At 36.6% G+C, this 23499-nt stretch carries 22 protein-coding genes; 2 read left to right on the forward strand and 20 right to left on the reverse strand.

Translation table 11 applies throughout. The annotated features are described in order from the left end of the window. Positions 1–10 precede the first annotated feature (10 nt). Genes AB1I62_RS10320 through AB1I62_RS10345 form a run of 6 tightly spaced genes read right to left on the reverse strand, consistent with a single transcriptional unit; the run spans position 11 to position 10655 of the window. Complete coding sequence (locus AB1I62_RS10320; RefSeq protein WP_048737665.1) at positions 11–1312, reverse strand: EpaQ family protein; 1302 nt, start codon at positions 1310–1312, stop codon at positions 11–13. Positions 1313–1340: 28 nt separating this feature from the next. Then, positions 1341–3344: a hypothetical protein gene (locus AB1I62_RS10325; RefSeq protein WP_161796743.1), complete on the reverse strand. Its 2004-nt coding sequence runs from the start codon at positions 3342–3344 to the stop codon at positions 1341–1343. Then, complete coding sequence (locus tag AB1I62_RS10330) at positions 3345–5486, reverse strand: glycosyltransferase family 2 protein (RefSeq protein ID WP_048737664.1); 2142 nt, start codon at positions 5484–5486, stop codon at positions 3345–3347. 11 nt (positions 5487–5497) lie between these two features. After that, the gene (locus tag AB1I62_RS10335) at positions 5498–8641 is read right to left on the reverse strand and encodes a glycosyltransferase (protein WP_104859345.1); all 3144 of its coding nucleotides are present in this window, start codon (positions 8639–8641) and stop codon (positions 5498–5500) included. After that, positions 8631–9848 (reverse strand): ABC transporter ATP-binding protein, encoded by a 1218-nt coding sequence (locus tag AB1I62_RS10340; RefSeq protein WP_002356901.1) that lies wholly within the window; start codon positions 9846–9848, stop codon positions 8631–8633. The genes AB1I62_RS10335 and AB1I62_RS10340 overlap by 11 nt, the downstream gene beginning before the upstream one ends. A gap of 12 nt (positions 9849–9860) precedes the next feature. After that, positions 9861–10655 carry an ABC transporter permease gene (locus AB1I62_RS10345; protein ID WP_002356900.1) on the reverse strand — a complete coding sequence of 265 codons (795 nt, stop codon included), beginning with the start codon at positions 10653–10655 and terminating at the stop codon, positions 9861–9863. A gap of 246 nt (positions 10656–10901) precedes the next feature. Here AB1I62_RS10345 and AB1I62_RS10350 point away from each other — a divergent pair, with 246 nt between their 5' ends. Continuing rightward, positions 10902–11243 (forward strand): EamA family transporter, encoded by a 342-nt coding sequence (locus AB1I62_RS10350; RefSeq protein ID WP_002356899.1) that lies wholly within the window; start codon positions 10902–10904, stop codon positions 11241–11243. A gap of 73 nt (positions 11244–11316) precedes the next feature. On the opposite strand, the gene AB1I62_RS10355 is transcribed toward AB1I62_RS10350, so the two are convergent. The 12 genes from AB1I62_RS10355 to map all read right to left on the reverse strand — a co-directional run bounded on the left by AB1I62_RS10355 (position 11317) and on the right by map (position 21400). Next, positions 11317–11667: a DUF2304 domain-containing protein gene (locus tag AB1I62_RS10355; RefSeq protein ID WP_367019279.1), complete on the reverse strand. Its 351-nt coding sequence runs from the start codon at positions 11665–11667 to the stop codon at positions 11317–11319. Further along, complete coding sequence (locus AB1I62_RS10360; protein WP_002366952.1) at positions 11667–12392, reverse strand: glycosyltransferase family 2 protein; 726 nt, start codon at positions 12390–12392, stop codon at positions 11667–11669. The genes AB1I62_RS10355 and AB1I62_RS10360 overlap by 1 nt, the downstream gene beginning before the upstream one ends. Before the next feature lie 58 nt (positions 12393–12450). Then, positions 12451–13293: a dTDP-4-dehydrorhamnose reductase gene (rfbD, locus tag AB1I62_RS10365; protein ID WP_002356895.1), complete on the reverse strand. Its 843-nt coding sequence runs from the start codon at positions 13291–13293 to the stop codon at positions 12451–12453. Between the two features lie 91 nt (positions 13294–13384). Then, positions 13385–14413 carry a dTDP-glucose 4,6-dehydratase gene (gene rfbB, locus AB1I62_RS10370; RefSeq protein WP_048737659.1) on the reverse strand — a complete coding sequence of 343 codons (1029 nt, stop codon included), beginning with the start codon at positions 14411–14413 and terminating at the stop codon, positions 13385–13387. Between the two features lie 24 nt (positions 14414–14437). After that, positions 14438–15010 (reverse strand): dTDP-4-dehydrorhamnose 3,5-epimerase, encoded by a 573-nt coding sequence (gene rfbC / locus AB1I62_RS10375; RefSeq protein WP_002356893.1) that lies wholly within the window; start codon positions 15008–15010, stop codon positions 14438–14440. 12 nt (positions 15011–15022) lie between these two features. Beyond that, complete coding sequence (gene rfbA / locus AB1I62_RS10380) at positions 15023–15889, reverse strand: glucose-1-phosphate thymidylyltransferase RfbA (protein WP_002364387.1); 867 nt, start codon at positions 15887–15889, stop codon at positions 15023–15025. A gap of 121 nt (positions 15890–16010) precedes the next feature. Beyond that, positions 16011–16724: a glycosyltransferase family 2 protein gene (locus AB1I62_RS10385; RefSeq protein WP_002362119.1), complete on the reverse strand. Its 714-nt coding sequence runs from the start codon at positions 16722–16724 to the stop codon at positions 16011–16013. Positions 16725–16727: 3 nt separating this feature from the next. Continuing rightward, positions 16728–17555, reverse strand: coding sequence for a glycosyltransferase (locus AB1I62_RS10390; protein WP_002376950.1), 828 nt, complete (start codon positions 17553–17555; stop codon positions 16728–16730). Beyond that, the gene (locus AB1I62_RS10395) at positions 17555–18343 is read right to left on the reverse strand and encodes a glycosyltransferase family 2 protein (RefSeq protein ID WP_002359892.1); all 789 of its coding nucleotides are present in this window, start codon (positions 18341–18343) and stop codon (positions 17555–17557) included. Before AB1I62_RS10395 ends, AB1I62_RS10390 begins: the two co-directional genes overlap by 1 nt. 121 nt (positions 18344–18464) lie before the next feature. Then, on the reverse strand, positions 18465–19601 hold the full coding sequence (locus AB1I62_RS10400) for an MraY family glycosyltransferase (RefSeq protein ID WP_002366956.1): 1137 nt from the start codon (positions 19599–19601) through the stop codon (positions 18465–18467). Between the two features lie 110 nt (positions 19602–19711). Then, positions 19712–20620, reverse strand: coding sequence for a YihY/virulence factor BrkB family protein (locus AB1I62_RS10405; RefSeq protein WP_104859347.1), 909 nt, complete (start codon positions 20618–20620; stop codon positions 19712–19714). A 15-nt stretch (positions 20621–20635) separates the two neighbouring features. Continuing rightward, positions 20636–21400, reverse strand: a complete 765-nt coding sequence (map, locus tag AB1I62_RS10410; protein WP_002389095.1) for a type I methionyl aminopeptidase — start codon at positions 21398–21400, stop codon at positions 20636–20638. Positions 21401–21574: 174 nt separating this feature from the next. On the opposite strand from map, the gene AB1I62_RS10415 reads away from it, so the two are divergent. Continuing rightward, on the forward strand, positions 21575–22018 hold the full coding sequence (locus AB1I62_RS10415) for a flavodoxin (protein ID WP_002356885.1): 444 nt from the start codon (positions 21575–21577) through the stop codon (positions 22016–22018). Between the two features lie 73 nt (positions 22019–22091). Here the strand turns inward: AB1I62_RS10415 and AB1I62_RS10420 are convergent, their stop codons facing one another. Next, entirely contained in the window at positions 22092–22565 is a 474-nt protein-coding gene (locus AB1I62_RS10420; protein ID WP_002384294.1) for a TspO/MBR family protein, read from the reverse strand. 157 nt (positions 22566–22722) lie between these two features. After that, a complete protein-coding gene (locus tag AB1I62_RS10425; protein WP_002356883.1) occupies positions 22723–23295 on the reverse strand; it encodes a TetR/AcrR family transcriptional regulator in 573 nt (190 codons plus the stop codon). Between the last annotated feature and the right edge of the window lie 204 nt (positions 23296–23499).

Here is a 23499-nt window from a genome sequence, read left to right on the forward strand (position 1 = left end):
AGGATGAAAATTATCTGCGATGTCTTTGGACACGACTTAATTCTTCAGGTTGGTCCCAGCCCTCTTCGTCAACAGGTGCTATCGGGCGCTCTTCATTGCTAACAGGACTTGTTTGTTTCACTCGTTTTCTTCTTTTAGATGTCGTTGGTCTTTCATGTCTTCCTCGTTTTTTCTCTGGCCGGAAGTAGAAGGCTAGCCCAAGGAAACTATAAACAATCGGCATCCAATGAGGCGCTAATAAAATATCTTCCATAAATGAATGAATCCAGATTAAAAGGAAGCCTAAAAGTAAACTAACTTGCAAACGATCCAATGTTTTTTTGCGGAAACCAATCAATAAAATCATACTGACTAAAAAACCAAATAAAATCAGATAGCCAATGACACCAAAATTACTTAACGTAAATAGAAAAGCATTATGTGTCCCCAGCGGTTTCCATGAGGCCACAAAAGGCTCCATACCGACTTTAATATGTTGAGGATCAGATAACCATTTAGCAAAAAACTCATGCCAAATTCGTTCTCTTCCTGTAAATAAATCCACAGTATCCGATTCCGCACATAAGTAAAATAACAATGGTCCCAATGCAGCTACTCCGACAAAACCAAATAGCCAAACTTTCGAACGTTGCAAGAAACGTTTTGGTAAAAGATTATCCACCAGAATAAAACCAACTAAAATGGCAAAAGAGGTTTTGGATTGACTGACCCATGTACCTAAAACACCACCAATGTATACAGGTAAAAGCAGCAGGTTAAAAACCTTATTTCTATATGCTTTGATCAAACTGCTGGCCATCATTGTTGAAAACATCAACGTTGCACCAATCGTATTGGTATTAATCCAAATACTTTCCAGTTTATTTGATTCTTTAAAAATTTCGTCTGCTGGAATCAACTGTGGCAACTCCACGGACATCCGATACAAAGTCGCGCTCAAAGCAACTAAAGAGACAATTAATAAAAGCGTTTGATCCATACGGTCAAAGACACAAACTTTAAAACAAAGGACCAACAAAATAATTAAAGGAATCATTGTATCTGTTTGCATTGTGCTATGACGGATTGATTCCGTAAAGTGAAACAAGAGCCAGGTGGCTAGCGCCAACGCTACGGTCAGCCAGTCAATAAATTTTAATTTCGTACAATTTAATAGCAGTACAAGTATTACTGCTATTAATAATAAAATTGAACTATTGGCATACATATATTTTGTGACTGGCGCATCAATTCCTACGACCCACATCGTATACGAGCCGATCATTGTTACTAATAAAATAAGTCGACCGATTCTATTCAATACTTTTCCCATATTCAAACCTCATTCCATGAATGAATCACTAGTCGTTTATTCGATAAATATATGCCCCGTTCTGATCAGGTCCATATAATTTTTCAAAATGAATCGTTGGTGTGTCTAACGGTTCTAATGGTTTATAAACGACCGCATATTTAATCCCATATTCTTTTAATTTTTCTGGAGATAAACGAGCAATAATCGCATCTTTTTGCATCAACTCTAAAACAGGGGTCTGATTTCCTACTTCAACATTGATGTGCGCATAGCGATTATAAATAAATGTGTCTTTTCCTTTTGGATCTAATGGTTTCCAAGCCTCTAAGTCAGGTGTAAAAGCAACACCGTTAAATGTATGCACACCTAACATTGGCAAATAGCCATACATCAAGCGTTCGCCCACCCACAATTGGTTGGGGTCTTTTTTGTTAATTTCTTCCACTTCTACCGCTAATTTTTTACCATAGACAGCAGAAACGCCTCGAGAAATTGGATTAACAAAGGCACCAGAAACCATAATGATTCCTAATAAGACAAGGACAAATAACGTGCGCCAACGTTTAAATAAAGCAACAATTAAAACGGTAGCGACAACTAAGACACCAATGATGTCCATTCGTGTAACGTATAACCGTAAATTGCCCGTATATAAAACAAAGAAATACAGAACAACATTTAATCCTAGCGCCCCTAACCAGGCCATCATTGGAATTTTTGCTTGGCGATTCCATAAATAATCGATGAACCATAAACTTAACAACACAGCGGCAAACCCAAAGGATAACATCGCCCGTTGTTCTGGCACATAAGACCACAATGTCAACTTAGCAAAAATTGTTGGAAATTGAACGCTCATCCAAACTAAGTTAAATAAACAATACACGAATAAGACAAAACCGTAAATGTTTTCTTTGATTTTTTTATAAAAAATAAATGGTGAGAGCGGCAAAATAACAAAAAATAATTGATAAAAACTACTGATTTCCGAATTATTTGAATATGGAACATCTTGAAACGGCATTTTCCAATTTGTTAAAAATAACAAAATATCGCGTTTAGGCATATCGCCACCTAAACTTACCCGTTTTCCTGGATAAGCGGTATCCATTACTGCTTTTAAGGAATCCAATGAGCCATATAGCGATCCGCCAACAATAATCGCCGTCATCAAGAGTGCCCCACCTATCAGGACCCCATCCCACTTATCCAACTTAATTTTTTCACGAAATTCTAAAAAGAATAAAATTAAAAATAATAAAATCAAATAACCAAGTGGTACTTGTAACGCAGGATAAATAACTAAAACAAATCCTGAAGCCATAATAACAGCCGTTATCGCACAAATGACACGACGTCGAACACTACTATGATAATAGAAATAATTATAAATTCCCACTAAAAAACCTAAGCCAAAAAATACTAAATCTCCAACTGGCGAGACAAACCACCATTGAAGGGCCGAAGAAAACGGAATCCAAACACTTGCTAACAAAGCTAAATATTTATTCCGCCGTGTGACGATCAAGCCAATTTCAAAAGAAAATAAAATTAAGCCAATTAATTTAAGATTCCAATACCATGATAAGCCATACTCTTTGCCTAATAGTACATAGCCCCACGTAAAAGGTTTCGCTAACGTGGCCAAATTCCACGCTGGTGAATTATAGCCTACCACCATGTCTTGACCATTTAACGTAATCACATCATTATGTGTTTTCAAACCTGTTTGTGTTTGTGAGAGACTAAATGGGGTTTGAACGAGCCATTCATCCGAGCGAACACCTCTTGGTTCACCAGCAATTAATGAACTTTTTTGACCATCTGCATATTCAGAAACATACGCATCCCACATGTTTAATGAACTACCATGGACTTTAAAGGCGACCAGTAAAATAAAAATGACTGCCGCTAGCAGATAGCGCCAGCGTAACAAATGATCAACCAAGCGAGCGCTCTGCTCAGCTTGGTTGCGTAATGGTTGTTTTTCTTTTCTTGTAGTTAGTTGTTGTTCCATCTTTTCGCTCCATTTCGTCATCCGCAATTGCATCTAGTCAATTCGTAATGAAAAGTTGGGAATATCCCTTGTCAGATTAGGATTATAAAATGGATCATTTTCAATTAAAGGTCCCCATTTTTCTTCCATCATCACTTTTTCTTGTTCAAAACGTTTTTTCTTTTTGCCTTTATCATCATATCCACGAGTTTGAGATTCAAAATGATAAAGCTCTGCTTCATGAAGCCAGACATTGTCACGTCCTAAAGCTTGGACTTTCAGGCATAAATCAACATCATTGAAAGCTACAGTAAACGCTTCTTCAAAACCACCAACTGCATCAAAATCTGCTTTTTTCATAAGTAAGCATGCGGCAGTTACTGCTGAATAATTAACATTAATAGCTAACCGACCAAAATAGCCTAAGTCACCATGGGGATAACCATAATGACCATGTCCAGCAACACCACCTAATCCTAAAATAACGCCTGCGTGTTGGACCGTATTATTTGGATACAATAATTTCGCACCTACACAGCCAATCCGTTCTTGCTGAGCAAATGAAACCATCAAAGTTAACCAATTCTCTGTAATCACTTCGGTATCATTATTTAAAAATAATAAATACTCTCCGTGCGCTTTTTTCGCTGCACGATTGTTAATAGTTGAGAAATTGAATGGAATATCGATTGATTCAACGAAAAAGCGGCCAGGTAATTGTTGTTCAAATTCTGCATACAATTCGTGCATTTTTGGATCTGTACTTCCATTATCAGCCATAATAATCTCGTAATTTTGGTAAGTTGTTTTTTCAATAATCGATGAAACACAACGTTGTACGTCTTTATAGCCATTTTTAGTTGGAATAATAATTGAGACTAACTTTTCAGATTCAATGTCATAATAAACATCGTATAAGCCATTCGCCGCCCCATGCGTTGCATGACCATTAATTCCTCGACGAACGAGCGCATCTTGCACGGCTCTTAGCCCCGCTTCAAAAGCATAACCTTTTGAGCCCTGATCCACTGCTGTTGAGGTTGGCAGCATCCGCCAATAGTAAAGAACTTTTGGAATATGTTTGATGCGTTCTTTTGTCGTTTTTTCAGTAAATCTTAAAACTAAATCGTAGTCTTGAGAACCTTCGTAACCTTTTCGAAAGCCACCAATTTCTTCTAGAATACTCCGACGATACACGCCTAAATGCGAAATGTAATTGGTTCCTAAAAGTAAATCAGGTGACCAATCTGGTTTAAAGGCTGGATCAGAACGATTTCCATCCATATCAATCTTATCTTCATCACTATAAATTAAGTCTAGTTCTGGGTTTTCATTCAGCACTTTAACCACTTCATAAAAAGCATTGATTGCTAATTCATCATCGTTGTCTAGTAAGGCGACAAATTCTCCGGTAGCAATCGTTAAAGCAGAGTTGGTTGCTTCTGAAATATGACCATTTTGTTCACGAAAGACGACCCGAATTCGCTCATCCAATTGTTGGTACTCTGTTAAAATCTTTTTGACATTAGGATCTGTTGAGGCGTCATCGGCCATACATAATTCCCAATTAGTATAGACTTGATTCAAAATAGAATCAATGCACAACCGAAGCCATTTTTCTTCAACATTATACACTGGCATCGCAATGGAAATTTTAGGTTGATAATGAAATGTTGCGATTTCTTGCGTCATCGCTTCTATGTCTAGTACTTCATTTCTAGCTAACCAGTTAGGATACGAAGCTTGATTTCTTAGTTTCTCAATTTTCGCTCGTTGAATGGTATGAGAAATACCATTTTTAGCCATATACTTAAATCCTTTTTTGGCTTTTATCCAGAGACGAGTCACTTTATCTTCTGTCCCTGGAATCACTGGATATTTTTTATTCAAGGGAAAATCCACCGTTACAACATGTGCTGATGATTGAAAATGAAAAGGGAGTACTTTTTTTTGTTTAATTCCTTCAAGTGTAACAACAAAGCCAGCTTCAATCGCAGGATCTGTTTGATAAATTTGATTAACATCTTCACGTAAAACGCGCTGAATGTTATAAGCGGACACTTGGTTTTCATTATTAATTGTGAAAGTTGGGCTTTCTTTAGTGATTGTATCCAACGCCCAACCTGTAATGGTTAAATTATTTGTTGTTTTGTCGCGATAGATACTATCAAAGATCACCTTAATGTCTTCATTCATGTGCATTCTCCTTATAGATGTTTCGGATTTCGATAGGGATCAACTAAAGCTTCCGCGGTCCATTTTTCCGCAAGTTCTTTATAAGATCCTTTTTTATCATGGTTTTGCATTTTTTCGTCTGCTTTCAAAATTGCATAGGACACATATACATTTCGTTTACCAGCGCTAGCAAATTGTAACGATAAATCGACACCCATCCACTCTTTTCCTAAGTTTTCGTTAATTCCTTCTAAATTTAGGTAAAGTTGTTTGTTGAATAGTAAGCAGTCTTCAGTTGCTGCTTGAACATTTCTTGGTAAAGCAATTCTGTAATAGTAACCTAAGCTTTTACCAGGGGTGCCTTTTTCGGGATAAAGTAATCGACCTTTGTCTGTATCAACTGATACTCCCACCGTTTCCACGCGATAGCGTGCGTCAACTACGCGGCCAGTCACTAAACCAGAGGTCTCTTGTTGACCAATGTTCATTAACTCTTTTAACCAATCATTTTTCGTTGGTACCAATCCAGCATTTAATAAAGCCACATATTCTCCCTTAGCAGCTTGAATCATGCCATGACGAGTTTCTGTTGAAACATAACGAAGACGGTCATTTTGGATATTTATTTGATTCTCGAAGCGTGCAGGCAATAGAATTTCATAATTTGTATAGGCAGTTTTTTCTAATAATTGACGTAAGTAACTACTCATATTCTCTGTATCATTCGTAATAATCAATGATACCATCGGCACATGATCATAAAGATAGTTAATTTTATAGGAACCATAAAATTCGGCAATCTCTACTTGTGCTTTTAAGCCACGGCGTTCCGTTGCCGCTTGGACCGCTTTTTGACCAGCTACATAGGCGTAACCTTTGCTTTCAGGGTTTAGAGCAGTCGATGATTCAATGGCACGCCAATGATACATCATACCAGGAATATGCTTGATTTTCGTTGCTTGTTCCGTTGCTCGCAATACGAAATCATAGTCTTGAGCGCCGTTATATGCTGAGTTCAATCCGCCTACTTTTTCTAATAAATCACGTTTCACAACAACAAAGTGTGTAATGTAATTATGGTTTAAAATCAGTTCTGGATTCCAGTCCGATTTGTAAAACGCGTTGAAGCGACGACCATTTTCTGTAATTTTATCTTCATCAGTATAAAGAAAATCAATCGTTGGGTCTGTATTTAAAGCTTTGACCACTTCATATAATGCTTGTGGCGCTAATTCATCATCGTTATCCATGAAACCAACAAAATCGCCAGTAGCAATCGACAAAGCTGAGTTAGTTGCTTCTGAAATATGTCCGTTTTCTTCGCGATAAATAACTTTGATTCGTTGATCTAGTTCTTTATATTTTTCTAGCATGGGCTTAATATGTTCGCTTGGCGATGCATCATCTGCTAAACATAACTCCCAATTTTCATAGTACTGATTTTGTAAAGAAGAAACGCACGCTGCAAGCCATTTTTCTTCGACATTATAAACAGGCACAGCGACAGAAATTTTAGGCTGAAATTGGAACGTTTTAATTTCCGCTAAAACTGCCTCCACGTCAACAGGGGCTTCTGCTTTTTCTTGTCGTTTAAAGTACCACTTCACTGAGCCCATCAAACCACGTGTCTGAATCGAACGCCATGCTCGATCAAATTTCGTGCCCGGTTGAACCATGTTTGGACGCTCCACCACGTATTGAACCTTCTGGCCTGATTTGGTGTCAATGTTTAGCGTGTAGGCTGGTAAATCTTCTGGGTCTTTAATCGTAATGACAAAACCATAATCTTGATCGCCTTCTAATTCAAACATATCAATAACATCCCGACGATATTCTGTTTCCACCGTATAAGTGACTGATTCACTAGCTTCTGCAATGCTGAATCTTAGCGGATAATTTGTTTGTTTGTCATACGCCCACCCTCTGATAACAGAAACGTTATTTTCTACATCGCGAGCAATATCGTCGATGGTTAAATTAATCATTTTATCAAATTTAGTTAACGTGATTCGTTTATATTTTCCAGTAGGCATAGGGGCAGTCTCCGTCTGTTTATTCATTTCTTCTAAAAATTGATTTCTTTCATCTAACAGTGCATGAATAAAGGTATTTTCACGTTCTGAATAGTTGCCTTCAAAGAAATAATCAATGGCTACTGTCAGGTCTTTGCCTGCCATTTGTGCATCGGTTACTTCGATTACAGGGACTTGCGTATCTAAGAAATAATAGACATTCTCTTGTACCAGAAAAGCATTCGTGGCTGCGACCGGGACTGTCTCCCCGTCTATCGTCATGGATAATTTGACAATTGCCCCCGTTAAACTTGGGAATAATTTTATCAGTTGGACGTCTTCTGGTATCTTCAGTTGGAACTGTTTTGTTTCAGGTTTTTGTAAATCAACCGGTTGATCCAACTCAGTCTCTTTTTCTTCGCCGCAATTAATTAAAATATGAACGTTTTTTTCATTGTATGAATTTACTGGTGTCACTCGCTCTGGCTGTTCTACCGGTTCAGCAGTCAAGGCAAAAAAGTACTGATACACTTCACCAAAGGGACGCGCTTTAAAAGCTGCTTGCACTTCTACAGGTAACGCTTCATATGTCGTAGGAATTTCGTTGTAGCCAACTTGATTAAATGTAAAATCTTCTTTGGCAATGTATAAACCAACTTCTGCAAAAACTTTTTCAAATCCTTCTTGTAAATAGAATGATTTATGCGTAGCATCCAACAGCCCAGTTTCATTCCACGTTAAACGATTATTAAATAAATCAATTAAGACCGAATTATGCGCCAAATTAGGGAACGTGATTAAAATTTGACCGCCTGGTTTTAAAAATGGTTTAACTTTTGCTAAGGCGCTTTGAGGATTCATTAAATGTTCCAACACATCCGCAAAAACGATATAATCAAACGTCTTACCAGCAAAGTATTCGACCCAATCATTTTCATCAATATTGCCATAAAAGGCATCTGTTGAAAATTGACTGACATGATCATAAAGTTCTTTGTCTAATTCAACAATTGAGACCTGGCACTTTTTTTCTTCCATCAAATAGCTAGTCATTCGCCCATTACCTGGACCAAATTCCAAGACATCACTATTTTCTTTGATTTGTGCTACGATTTTCCCAACACTGGTACTCTCGTCTGTTTCCATTTCAAAATCATACTTCATCTTTTGTCGTATCCTTCCATTTATGATCTAAGATGACAATTCCTTCTCCGGCATAACGACCGGTAATAAACATCGTCACGTATTTTGTTTTGTAGACTAATGGGACTGTTGCATGTTCCTCAAAGAAAGCAATATCAAAATAATATTCACCTGTTAATAATGACATTTTTTCATATTCTAAATAAAAAACATTCCGTCCTTTTTTCCAAGGAATTTGCACGCCATCTAATAACGTATTTAAGCCACAGACATAATGGTTGTCCACTGTTCGAATAGCGACCCCACAAACAGGCTTCTTAATTTGGTCATTTTTGACAGTATATTCAATTTTTACAATCACTTTTTCATCTTGCGTTACCATTTCTAATGGTTCATAATCCGCGTTTAAAAGTTCCGCATGATCCACTTCAATAATATCTGGTGTTGGGGTTTCATCTTTCATGGTTGCTTCGCGGTCAACCGTTTTAATTGATTTCTTTTTCAAAAAGTTTTCGTAGTTGGTCGTCACGTCCATCGTATCTCCATATTCAACGACTTTCCCGTGTTGCAACCAAAAAGTTCTGTCACAAAAACGACGGATGGAGTTTACATCGTGAGAAACAAATAAAATTGTTTTACCAGAATTTTTAATTTCCGTAAATTTTTCCATACATTTTAATTGAAACTCTAAATCCCCGACAGCCAACGCTTCATCGACAATTAAAATATCGGGATCCACGTTAATGGCTACCGCAAAAGCCAAGCGGACAAACATACCACTAGAGTATGTCTTAACTGGTTGATACAAATGATCACCGATGTCAGCAAAATCAATGACATCTTGGACACGCTCTTCCATCTCTTCTCGGGAAAAACCCAAGACCATTCCATTTAAGAAAATATTTTCATATCCTGAATATTCAGGGTTAAAACCTGAACCTAATTCAAGCAACGCTGAAATTTTCCCATTAATCACCATAGACCCGGAGGTTGGCGTTAATACTCCTGTAATAATTTTTAACATGGTTGATTTCCCAGAGCCATTTTCGCCGACAAAGCCAATCATCTCGCCTTTTTTAATTTGCATCGTGACATCGTCTAACGCATAAAACAAATCGTGGTAAGATTTTTTGGTTGGACTAAGCGCTTCTTTAAACCGATCGGACGGCTTTTTATACATGTTGTATGTTTTGGTAATATGTTGGATATCGATTGCATATTCTGACATGTCGTTCTCTCCTTATAGTACATCTGAAAAATGTGGTTTTAAGCGTCTAAACACGGTTGAGCCAATTAATAGTAAAACAATAGTAACTCCCCAGAAATATAAGCTATATTGCCAATGTTCCCAGAACCATGCACCGCCTAAATAAGATTCGCGGTATCCTTGAACAATATAATATAATGGATTGATTTTTAAGATTGTCGCAATCATTCCAGTTGGTTGCCATAAAATTGGTAATGTCCACATAACTGTTTGCATAATGATATTGATAAATTGCATAATATCAGGTAAAAATGGTTGTGTTGAAGCAGTAATCCACGTAATTGCTGTTAAAAAGACTAATAAACAAGCTAAGTAGTAAATTAATTGCAAACTGTACAGACTTGGGTAATAACCGTTAGCTGTAGTAATTACAAAACCAATTAGAATGAAAAACAAGTGGGTGTACAAGTTCGATAAAATTTTAGACGTTGGTAAAATTTGTACATTAAACACGACTTTTTTAACTAAATAACTATATTCACGAAACACATTCGTGGCTGATAATAACGAATCTGAAAAGAAGAACCAAGGTACCATCCCTGTTACTAAATAGACAATGAACGGCATATTGTCGCCAGCTCTAGAACGAAGGCCTACAGAAAAGACAAACCAATACGTCAAAACAGTTACTAATGGCGTTAAAAACGCCCAGACAATTCCTAGTGCTGAACCAGCATACTTGGCCTTAAAATCATTAAATGAAAATTGTAATAACAATTTTTTGTTCTGAAAAATATTCTTGAAAATTGAAAATGTTTCTTTAAACATATACTTATTCCTTCCGTAATAAACTATTTTTATCTAAAATTTTTGAATACAAAAATGCCATTTTAAACAACATTTCTATTTTATCGATAAACGCCTAGCTTTTCAATAGTAGACCCCTTTTTATAAAGAAAAATTTAACTGATTTCGCTATATTAAAAAATCTTGTCCAATTTTTAGGAGATTATGCTACAATAATGGAGGTCTTGCATTTTTTGCACGGAAACTATTTTTGAGAGAAGGGAAATTATGGTTCTTTTTATTATTTACGTATTTCTGTCTTCTGCTGGTCTGGTCTTATTTAAACTAGGTTCTAGCAGTTTGAACATCCAACTCCAACAAACAATCTTTTCAATGAATATCTCACTTATATCTTTATTAGGTTTATTTTGTTATTTAATTAGTTTTATTTTATGGATGTTAATTATTAGTCGTTCCGATGTTTCTTACATTGTTCCTTTAGGCGTTGCCTGTACAAACATCGCTATTTTAATTGCTTCAAATCTTATTCTAAAAGAGACAATTACAACGAATGCCCTTATTGGTGCTGTGGTTATTATTGTCGGCATTGTGATTATGAATCTTAAATAAAAAAGATCGCTATTCATTGAGCTGACCCTTAAAAATTAGACTTTCAGGTCCAACTTTTAAGGGTCACTACACATTAGCGATCTTTTTTATTTTCTTCAGATTTCATGATAGATAATTCTTGCAATAATGTTTTAATGCGATTTTCGTGTTTTGAAATCAACACAGAATTTTTAATTTCCATGATTAACAGGACAATCAACGCAACTGATAATAAGAAGTTTGATGTTGTTTCAAACCCAAAGGCCATTGCTAACCATTCTGCCACATGCGGGAAAATAGCAAAAATAATTAAGACAATTGAGATTAATAACCAAATCAAAGCATTTTTTAGGAGAAAAATATTTTTATTAATCCCTCGAATAATGTATAAGAAAAAGCCAATTGCAAATAAAAATAAAGCTAACCATAACACGGTTGGTAGCATTAATCTCCCTCCTTCATAAAGGCAGCAATCAGAATTGCTGAGCCGACTTCCAGCATATACTTCACAGAAGCCAATGCACGAATCGAAGAAACACCACCAAGCCGTTCCATCATATTGACAGGTCTTTCAACAATCACAAAACGTTTTTTAATTAAGTGAACAATCGATTCTGGCTCAGGATAATTTGTCGGATAACGCTTTGCAAAAAAAGCAATCACTTTCCGATTTCCTGCTCGATAACCAGAAGTCACATCATAAATTGTTTTACCAGAAGCCATTCGAATACAAAATGATAACAAACGAATACCAAAACGGCGCATTTTCGTACTTTGAAAAGCCGCTTCGTTTCCAGGAATGAAACGAGAGCCAATCGAAAAATCACATTTACCCTCTGCTAATGGTTCCAGTAGAATAGGTAAACTATTGATATCATGTTGACCATCACCATCAAACTGAACCGCAACATCATACTCATTTTCTAAGGCATATTTATAGCCGGTCTGTACCGCCCCGCCAATACCTAAATTCAACACTAAATGAATGGCATTAATTTGGTTGGCTTCTAAAATTTGTTTGGTTCCATCTGTCGAGCCATCATTAATTACCACATAATCCAATTCATGTTGAAAATGCGTAACTTCCTGTTTAAATGTTTCAATGGAAGCAATCGTCCGCAAAATGTTTTCTTCCTCATTGTAAGCAGGAATGATTAAAAGTACCTTCATAAAGAGAAACACCTTTCCACTTTTTCTCTAACAAAACCCCTCACTTACACAAAACAATTTATTGTTGAACATTTTCTAACATTTGTGCTAAGGCTTCTTGCCAAGTAGGAATTTTAAAGCCTAACGCTTCTGTTTTACTTAAATCCATGACAGAATATTGTGGTCTTTGCGCCTTTTGTGGAAATTGAGTTGAATCCACTGGCAGTACTTCCACTTCAGTATCTTTTAAAATTTCTTTAGCAAACTGATACCAGCTACAGCTGTTTTCATTAGACAAATGATAAACACCAAATGGCGCTTTTTCTGCAATAACAAATGCCATAAATTCGGCTAACGTTCTTGTCCAAGTTGGGCGGCCAAACTGATCGTCCACTACCGTTAGTTGGTCTCTTGTTTCCGCTAATTTTTGCATGGTAAAGACAAAGTTATGACCGTATTGGCCAAATACCCATGATGTTCGAATAATATAATAGTCGTCCAGGATTTCTTGTACCGCTTGTTCACCTAATAACTTCGTCCGACCATACTCATTTAAAGGATTCGGTTGATCATCAATCGCATAGACGCCTTCTTTTTTAGTTCCATCAAAAATATAATCTGTACTTACATAAACAAGTGTCGCCCCCACTGCTTTAGCAGCTTCTGCAACATGACGTGTGCCATCTACATTCACTTTTTCATCTAATTCCTTGCCTTCGTCTTCTGCTTTATCAACAGCTGTATAAGCAGCACAATGATAAATGACGCTTGGTTGAATTTCTTTCACTTTTGCCAACGTACTATCCGCATCAGTAATATCTAATTCTGTGGAATCCGTTGAAACATACTCAATTCCTTGTTCATCTAATAGGTGACGTAATTCTGTGCCCAATTGGCCATTTCCACCAGTAATTAAAATCATTTTTTTCGCTCCTTCTTGAAAAAAAGGCAGGGCAAAGTAGCTTTTGTACTTTGCCATCGCCTTTCGACTGTTATCTCACATGTCAGAAAAATTACTGACCATTTTGTGCATATTTTGCTTCAACAGCTTCTTTATCTGCACGCCACCAGTCTTCATTTTCTGTATACCACTTGATTGTTTCTGCCAAGCCTTCACGGAAATTCGTGAATTCTGGTTCCCAACCTAATTCTTCGCGTAATCTGGTTGAGTCAATCGCATAACGTAAGTCATGTCCTGCACGATCGTTGACATGCTCATAGGCATCAACAGGTTGTCCCATTAATTCTAAAATTAATTCCATCACTGTTTTATTGTCTTCTTCACCATCGGCTCCGATTAAGTATGTTTCGCCAATTTGCCCTTTTGTTAAAATTGCCCAAACAGCCGAAGAATGGTCGTTTGTATGAATCCAGTCACGAACATTTTTACCAGCACCATAAAGTTTTGGTGTAATGCCACTTAAGACATTGGTAATTTGACGAGGAATAAATTTTTCAATATGTTGATATGGCCCATAGTTATTTGAACAATTTGAAATTGTTGCTTGTAAGTTGAAAGAACGAACCCACGCTTTGACTAACAAGTCAGATCCTGCTTTTGTTGAAGAATAAGGACTTGAAGGATTGTAAGGCGTTTCGGCAGTGAATTTTTCCCCTTCGCCTTCTCCATGTCCTGGTAAATCTTCTCTTAAAGGTAAATCGCCATAAACTTCATCAGTCGATACATGGTGGTAACGAACATTGTTTTTACGGCAAGCTTCGATCAATGTGTACGTCCCAATCAGATTGGTTTGTACAAATGGGAATGGGTCGTTTAATGAGTTGTCGTTATGCGATTCAGCAGCATAGTGAACGACCGCATCTGTTTCAGCGACTAAACGATTAACTAATTCAGCATCAGCGATATCTCCTACGACTAATTCCACGCGATCACTTGGTAGACTTTCAAGATTTTTTTCATTTCCTGCATACGTTAATTTATCTAATACAGTTACATGAACTTCTGGATGATTCTTTACAACATAATGAACAAAATTTGAGCCGATAAAACCAGCTCCACCTGTTACGATGATTTTTTTCATAATTGAAACTCTCCTACTTTTTTCTTAAATTTCGCCATAGATAAACGGATTTTCCGCTTCAAATTCTTTTAAGGTTGGATGTTTTTGATCCTTTTCTGACGTAATCGCTTTTTCTGGCGCAATTGGCCAATCAATAGCTAACGCTGGATCGTTAAAAGCAATACCGCCGTCTGCTGCCGCATTGTAGTAATTGTCACATTTGTACATAAAGTTCACGTTCGGTGTCAAAGTGACAAAACCATGAGCAAAACCTTTTGGTACTAAAAGCTGACGGTGATTATGTTCTGATAAAATGTAGCCTTCCCATTGGCCATAGGTTGGACTCCCTTTACGAATATCAACAATCACATCTAATACCGCACCTGTTACAACGCGAATTAGTTTTGTTTGCGCAGCTTCGCCTTTTTGAAAATGCAATCCACGCAAGACACCTGCTTCTGTTGATAATGAATGATTATCTTGGACAAAATCAAAGTCTAATCCATGTTCTGCAAATTTAGCTTTGGAATAACTTTCTGTAAAAAAGCCACGATGATCACCGAAAACATCCATTTCGATAATTTTGACATCTTGTAATTTTGTATCAATAACTTTCACGTTTCTTCGCTCCTATTCTGCTGCTAAACGTAGCAAGTATTGGCCGTAGCCATTTTTCTTCAATGGTTGTGCCAATTCTACCAATTGTTCTTTTGTAATATAGCCCATTCGATAAGCAATTTCTTCCAAACAAGCGACTTTTAAATTTTGACGTTTTTCAATTGTTTCAATAAATGTTGACGCTTCTAATAAGGATTCGTGTGTGCCTGTATCTAACCAAGCAAAGCCACGGCCCATTACCTCAACAGAAAGTTTATTTTTTTCAAGGTAGACTTTATTAACGTCTGTTATTTCTAATTCCCCACGTTCTGACGGTTTGATCCCTTTTGCAATTTCAACCACTTCATTGTCGTAAAAATACAAACCTGTCACTGCGTAATTTGACTTCGGTTGTGCTGGTTTTTCTTCAATAGAAAGCGCCCGCATCTCTTCATCAAATTCTACCACGCCGAAACGCTCTGGATCATTTACATGGTAACCAAAGACTGTTGCCCCTGACTCTTTAGAAGCCGCTCGTTGCAACATTTTTGATAAGCCGCCACCATAATAAATATTGTCCCCTAAAACTAAGCAGACACTGTCATCACCAATAAATTCTTCACCAATAATAAATGCTTGCGCCAAACCATCTGGGCTTTCTTGTACCGCGTATTCGATATGAATGCCTAAATCATGGCCATCGCCGAATAAGCTTTCAAAACGTGGTGTATCTTCTGGTGTAGAGATAATCAAAATTTCATTAATTCCCGCCAACATTAACGTTGACATTGGGTAATAAATCATTGGTTTGTCGTAAATTGGCATTAATTGTTTTGATGTTGCTTTTGTTAACGGATATAAGCGTGTCCCGCTTCCGCCTGCTAAAATAATTCCTTTCATGAACAATCTCCTTAAATACTTCTATTTTTAGTTTCTATAAAACCAAATATCCTTCCCTATTATCGCATTAAGCATAGGGTTTGTCATGTTTTTTACGTAAATTTTACAAATCTGTAAAAGTTTAGCGTTGTTCCTTTAAACGCTGATGTAAAGCTTTTAATAAATTCACACGCCAATTTAATTTTTGTTGGAAACTTGTTTTGGTAATAATAGGGCTGACATTCGCTCCATGTCTTCGGTAAAGCACTAATGGTTCTTTAATGAGACCCGTTTGCTTCTTCCGTGCAGCTAATAAGCCAATCCACATATCATGCATAGGAACTTCTGGCGGAATGGGTAAAATGACGTTTTTCATCTCTTGACGAAAGGCCATACCTGCCCCAATATAGCCACTTTTTATCGCATTTCGCCAAAACCCTGGTTTGACTTTTCGAAACTTAAAATAAGAGGGATTGGTAACTTGTAAATCCGCATCAACAATTTTCAAGTCACTAATAACTACTTGGATGTCAGGGTGCGTTTCAAAATATTCTGTCACCGTCGTTACTTTATTTGGCAACCAAACGTCATCTTGATCTGCTAAAAATATTACTTCGCCTTTCGTATGCGTAAGCGCAAATGCAAAATTAGCAATCACTCCTTGCCCTGGACCTTGTAACAATTGAATTTGGGGATAATTCGCTGCATACGTTCTCAAAATTTCCAACGTATGATCAGTAGAACCATCATCTGAAATAATTAGTTCATCTTCTTCACTGACTTGTAAAAGAATACTATCTAATTGTTCCGCGAGATATTTTTCTCCATTATATGTCGCAATACAAACTGAGATCATAGATTATCCTTTCATTAACTTGAGAAATTCTGCCAATGTTTGCCGCCAAATTTGGCGATTTTTGACAGTTAAAAATTGCTTACTACTGCGTAAAAATAAATGGCGTCGATGATGGGAAAACTTTTCTTGATCATATCGACGATAAAATAACGTTTCTGCTTCAATAATAGAGCGATAACGTTGAGGACTCATTGTACGATAATCTAAAACAGACAATTCTTGTTTTAGGTGGATTGGTAAGACTTCAATCTTTTTATTGGCTTGATTCAATTGATAAAAGAACCAATGATCTAAATAGTCCAAAGGAAATTCTTCCGAAAATCCTTCCAACCAGCGCAGTGTTTCTGCCGTAATGACTGTACCAGAATTGATAGCCATCAACGGTTGGTTGGCTATCCCTGCTGTTGGCTTTGCTCCTTTAAGTCCAACATATTGATCACTATAAACTGGCGAAATTTGTTGTCCATTTGCTTCTACAATTGGAACATAGACTGCCACAGTCGGATCTAACGGCATGATGATCAACGTATCAAAATAAGAAGCTGGCACTTCTGTGTCTTGGTCAAGAAGCAACAATAATTCACATTGATTCGTTTGACTAAAAGCAATCGCTTCATTATAAGCGGTCGCTAGTCCTGGATTATCAGGATTATGTCGATAAGTAACATTTTGTTGTAAAAATAATGCATCTTCTTGAGGAAGTGGACTGTTGTCATAAATAAATAAGTGCAATTCGGGATGATTTACCACTTCTTTTAATAACAAATAATTCGGCGTATCAGCCATTTTCATTTGATATAAGACGATGACTACCGCTAATCTTTGACTCATTAAAAGAACCTCCAGCCCCATTTGTTAAAAAATTTCCCCATTGATTGCATAAAGATTTTAAACAATTTACGACTTTTATGGGCGCCCTTTTCATACATGTGAACAACCGTTTCAAAAGGCGTATAGAGAATCCGATAGCCTGCTTTGCCAAAACGTAAACATAAATCGTTGTCTTCAAAGTACATGAAGAAACGTTCATCGAACCCACCAATTTCAACGAATTTTTCACGATCAATCAACATAAAACAGCCTGAGCCCATTTTAATATCCGTTGTTTCTGTATCCGACAAATCGCGACATTCATAAATACTCAAACGTTTATCAAAAATTTTCTTTACAAATTGAAAGGGAATAAAACGTAACATATAATCGAAAACATCTAATTTTTGACGAACTAAATATTGCGTCGTGCCATCTTCATTTAGCACTTTAGGGCTAACGACTGCAATGTTCTTATCTATTTTGATACGGTCTAATAGACGATCAAGCACGTCTTTAGTAACCAAAACATCGGGATTAAAAATAATTGCATACTTTGTCGAAGCATTGAATAACACTTGATTATGACCATGACCAAACCCTTGATTTTCTTCAGCGCGATGGATAGTAATAAATGGTTCATATGTTGTTAATTTTTCAAGATACGCTGTTTCAGAATGATTGTCATAGATATGAATATCATAGATACTATCAGTACCCAGTTCGGCTTTTAATTGGTCTAGTACATTAAAAATGTAACGACTATTATAAGTGACAATCGAGATTGTTACCATTTCTTGCATGCTCATTTCTCCTTACTACTGAAACATCGTCTTAAAAAAAAAGCATATGTTTCACACATATACTTTTTTAATTTTAATGGAATTATATCATAGGTTTACGCTCTCGCAAAGCAACCTAAAGATTTCTTTACTTTCTCTTAGAATGCTTGCCAAGTCGCTTTTTCATTTGCTCCTGACGATATTCACGATTCCCTAAAATCCGTAACAAATACATCAACGGTTGATGTCCTTCGCCAACTAGACCGATTAGTTCAATGAATAGTTCTAAGCCAATTAAACAAAAGACAATTAATAAAATTGATGCTACTGTACTTGAATAGCTGAACAATAAAGAGACAAAGGAAAAAACTAACGCTAATGCATAAATAGTCATGACCGCCCCTTTATGGGTAAAGCCTAAAGATAACAAGCGGTGATGCAAATGCATTTTATCTGCTGAGGAAATGGGCTTCTTGTTCAATAGCCGTCGAATAATTGCATAAACCGTATCCGTAATTGGCACACCTAAAATCACCATTGGCGTAATTACCGTAATAAACGTAGCATTTTTTAAGCCCTGTAACGACATTACTGCAATCATAAACCCGAGGAATAACGCCCCAGTATCTCCTAGAAATATTTTAGCCGGATAAAAATTGTATGGGAAAAATCCCGCAATGCTAGCAACTAAAATAAAAATAACAATTGGAATATAGACCGTTTTAGCATGTAGGAAAAAATACCCTGTAATACCAATCGTGGTTAATCCAATAATGGATACGCCTGATGCTAAACCATCCAAACCATCAATTAAATTTACTGCATTCGTAATCGCTAAAATCCACAATAAAGTTAATGGTAAACTAAACCAGCGCAAATCAATCATTCCAACAACTGGCAACGTCACAAAATCTATCCGAATTCCAGCAACAAAATAAATAACTAATGCTGCTAACAAAATACCGATTGTTTTTTTCATTGGAGTAATCTCTTTAATATCATCAATGAGGCCTGTCAAAACAACCATTCCACCAGCCAAAATAATCGGCCAAATATAATCTTGTGGGATAATCGAACGAAAAATCAATAAACATGAACTAGCAAAAGCAATATAGATTGCAAGTCCTCCTGCTGTAGGCATATTTTTGGTATTGATTCGTCGCTCTCCTGGTGCATCATAGGCGCCAATCCGAAACGCTAGAAGCTTAACAAGTGGTGTTAATAGCAAAGATAAGATAAATGTCATAAATAAACGTATCAAAACTTCATAAATAAATAGTGACATAGTCGAACCCACTTTCTTCTCGTTCAGGGTATATTATACCGTAAACTGAAGCATTTACAAGCTGAAACATGTGTTCTGGCAACGGTTTAGACTTTTTTAAAGAAATCCATTTATTTTTTCTTTTTAAACCATCTAAACAAGCGTTGTTCAAAACTTGGTTGTTTTTTTTCTTTATCTCCAGATAAGTATTCATCGACGACAGCGTTGACAATTGCTCCTAAAATAATAATCGTGGCAGCAAAATTCAGCCATAACATTAAGATGATAAAACTCCCAATGATTTGATAACTTGCGATTCTAGAACTAAAATATTTTACGTACAAACCAAAAATTTGTGATAATAGCATCCAACCGACTGTCGAAAAAATAGCCCCTGGCAAAATAGAACGTAACGATAATTTCCGATTAGGAACGACCGCATAAATCAAACACATAATCACTAATAAAACAACGGTCGTTAACGGCCATTTTAACGCTTGGAAAGTATCGATCACAGACGTTGAGTAATGGAAAATTGGTTGCATTAATTCAATAATGTACTGACCCAGACCTAAAATTACTACTACACCAACAATCGCTACCATAAATAACAAAATAACTAAAAATGAGACCACTCTTACGAGAATAAAATTTTTCCTTTGTTCGACACCAAAAGCTTTATTCATCGCGTTTTGTAGTGCATTAATACTTTGACTGGCACTCCAAAATGCTGCTAAAGCGGAAACAGAAAGCAACCCGCCTGAACGTTGAGTCAATAGTGAACGAATCGCTGGTTCTAAGTTCTTATAAACATCTTTCGGAATCGCCTCTGCAATATAAGGCAACACAGAATTAGGGTCGATTCTTAAATAAGGTAAGACATTACCTACCGCAATCAGTAATGGAAACAGCGAGAGTAATAAATAATAGGCAACAACCACTGAGCTGTTGCCTATTTCGGCTGTGACCATGTGACTTTGCGTTGTCTCAATAAAACGCATCAAAGATTGATTCTTTTTGATGTTGTCGAGAAACTTCATCACACACTCTCCTTATTAATAAGTCAATTCTTCGCCTTGTGACGTTAAGATTCTTGGACCTTCTTTCGTAATCGCTAATGAATGTTCATATTGACAACTTAGACCGCCATCTTCAGTATAAGCAGTCCAACCATTTGGGTCCATTTTCATGCGCCAAGTTCCTGTGTTAACCATTGGCTCAATGGTAATAACCATTCCCTCTTTTAAACGTAGTCCTTTACCTGCTTCACCATAGTGAGGAATCATTGGACTTTCATGGATAGTTGGGCCAATGCCGTGGCCTACAAAATCGCGAACTACCCCGTAGCCTTCTCCTTCTACATACGTTTGAATTGCATGACCAATGTCGCCAATTCTATTTCCTACTTGTGCTTGGTCAATCCCAAGATATAGCGCTTTTTTGGTTACTTCCATCAAGCGGTCAATTTCAGGTGTTGATTCACCCACGACATAAGACCAGCATGAATCAGAGATTGCGCCTTTTAAGTCGACACACATATCTACTTTGATTAGGTCGCCATCTTTTAATACTTTTTTACGAGGAAATCCGTGGCAGATTTCGTCGTTGATACTACAACAAGTAGCATATTTGTAGCCTTCATAGCCAATTTGAGCCGCCACGCCACCATGACTTTCAATAAAGTCTCTCACAAATACTTCAATATCCCAGCTTGTAATGCCAGGTTTAATAAACGTCCGTAAATGACGGTGAACATCCGCTAATAATTCCCCTGATTCATCCATCATTTCAATTTCTCGTGGTGATTTTAATGTAATCATACTATCTCTCCTAAACTTGTTTCATTCAAATTATTTTATCACATTTTTTGCAAAAAAGATTGTTCAAACACCAATTTTCAAAAAGTCCCTTAATAAAAGCACTCGCTAGTCTTTTATAAGAAATGCGCATCTGCTATAATAAGTGACAGAATTGTATGAGGGGGAAGAAAGTTTATGACGTTAGCTAAAATTGTGTATGCAAGCATGACTGGGAATACAGAAGAAATTGCCGACATTGTTGCAGAAGCATTTGAAGATTTAGAATTAGAGGTCGAAATTGATGAGTGTACGCAAGTCGATGCCGCTGATTTTGAAGAGGCCGATATCTGTGTAGTAGCTACATATACGTATGGCGATGGCGATTTACCTGATGAAATTGTCGACTTTTATGAAGACTTACAAGAGATTGATTTATCAGGAAAAATCTTCGGCGTTTGTGGTTCAGGAGACACGTTTTATGATGATTTTTGTAAATCGGTGGACGACTTCGAAGCAGTCTTTACTCAAATTGGGGCAAAAAAAGGCGCCGACAGCGTTAAAGTTGATCTAGCCGCTGAAGAAGACGACATCCAACGTTTAGAAGAATTTGCGAAAAAATTAGCAACTGCTGCAGAATAACTACGTTGAAATAAATAAAAAAACACCAGAAAAAAATGGCTAGTTCCCATTTTTCTCTGGTGTTTTGATATTCCTAATTTAAAAATAAAATACTGTAATTTAAAGCTGCCGCAAAAGTAACCCAAAGAATATAAGGAATCATCAACCAGCCACGCGTTATTAATTTATAACGCAAGTAGTCCCACTGTTGAACTATTAATAATAGCCATAACAATGAGATATCAATCACAGATAATAAATTATTTTGTAAAGAAAAAAAGAAAAATGTCCAGAAAAAGTTTGCAATAAATTGTAAAATAAATAGCGTAATCATCCGTTTTTTCTGTTGTTTATTTGGATGAACTAAGATGAAATAAAAAGTAATGCCCATAAAAATATACAACACCAACCACACCGGTCCAAATAACCAGCCTGGCGGAGCAAAACTTGGTAATCTCAACGCTTGATAATATTCTCTCGCATTTACTGAAAATAAGCCCGACAAGAGCCCTAGTCCGGTAATTCCTACAATACTTATCCATAAACGCTTATCTTTCACTCGGTTCATGTTTTTTGCCCCTTTCTATTTCTCTTCTTTACTGTAGCATGGTTGCGAATAATCTACCATTAATACACTTAACAAAAAAAGACCGTTCTTTTAAGAAACAGTCTTTTGCTGTAACCTCACAGAAGTTATCAGCATGAGGTTACACTTTTTTTAATTTTTATAGGTCAATATCAATTGGTTCATCTCGTTCAAGAATTGCTTCAATACTATCTTTCATTAAATGAATGATTTGTTCTTCTGAAGGATGGATAATTCCAGAAGTCATCAATGCAGCCACACCAGTAGCGACCACCCATGTTCCCATGTGTAAAGAGTCAATTTGAACATCGTTTAAATTAGCATACTCAGGATCAGCTTTTACCGCTTCAGTAAAATAGTGATAAGAGAATTCTTGCATTTTTTTGCCGCCACCATATTCTTCTAAATAAAGCGCACGGTATAGCTTACTTTCACTTGTCGCAAAATGAATATAGTTTAAAGCCAAATCAACAATTGTATTCCCGGTATGTTTTACTGGAAAGACTTCTTTCGCTAAGTATTTATGAATTTTTTGGAATAAAGCATCGCGTAAATCATCCATGTTTTTAAATTCCAAATAAATCGGTTGGGTGGAACATTTCATTTTATTAGCAATATTACGTGCAGTGAACTTCGAAAATCCTTCAGTGGCGACTACTTCATAGGCAGCTGTTAAAATCTGCTCTTTCGTAATGGTTTTTTTTCTTGCCATAATTCCCTATCCCCTTTATTCATTCATATACAACGCTTCCAAATAAATGCTTATGGTTATTGTAACACGATTTTTCTATTATGCAAAATTAGAACAACTCTTTGTACAAAAGTTCACTGAGCGGGAGCACGACAACTTTTACCCCAACTTAAAATAACAGTTGATAAAGGCTTTATTTCGTTGAGTTCCCTGCTCTTCCGTGTT

Origin of the sequence: Enterococcus sp. AN402, from assembly GCF_040719405.1 — a bacterium.
Lineage (GTDB): Bacteria > Bacillota > Bacilli > Lactobacillales > Enterococcaceae > Enterococcus > Enterococcus faecalis.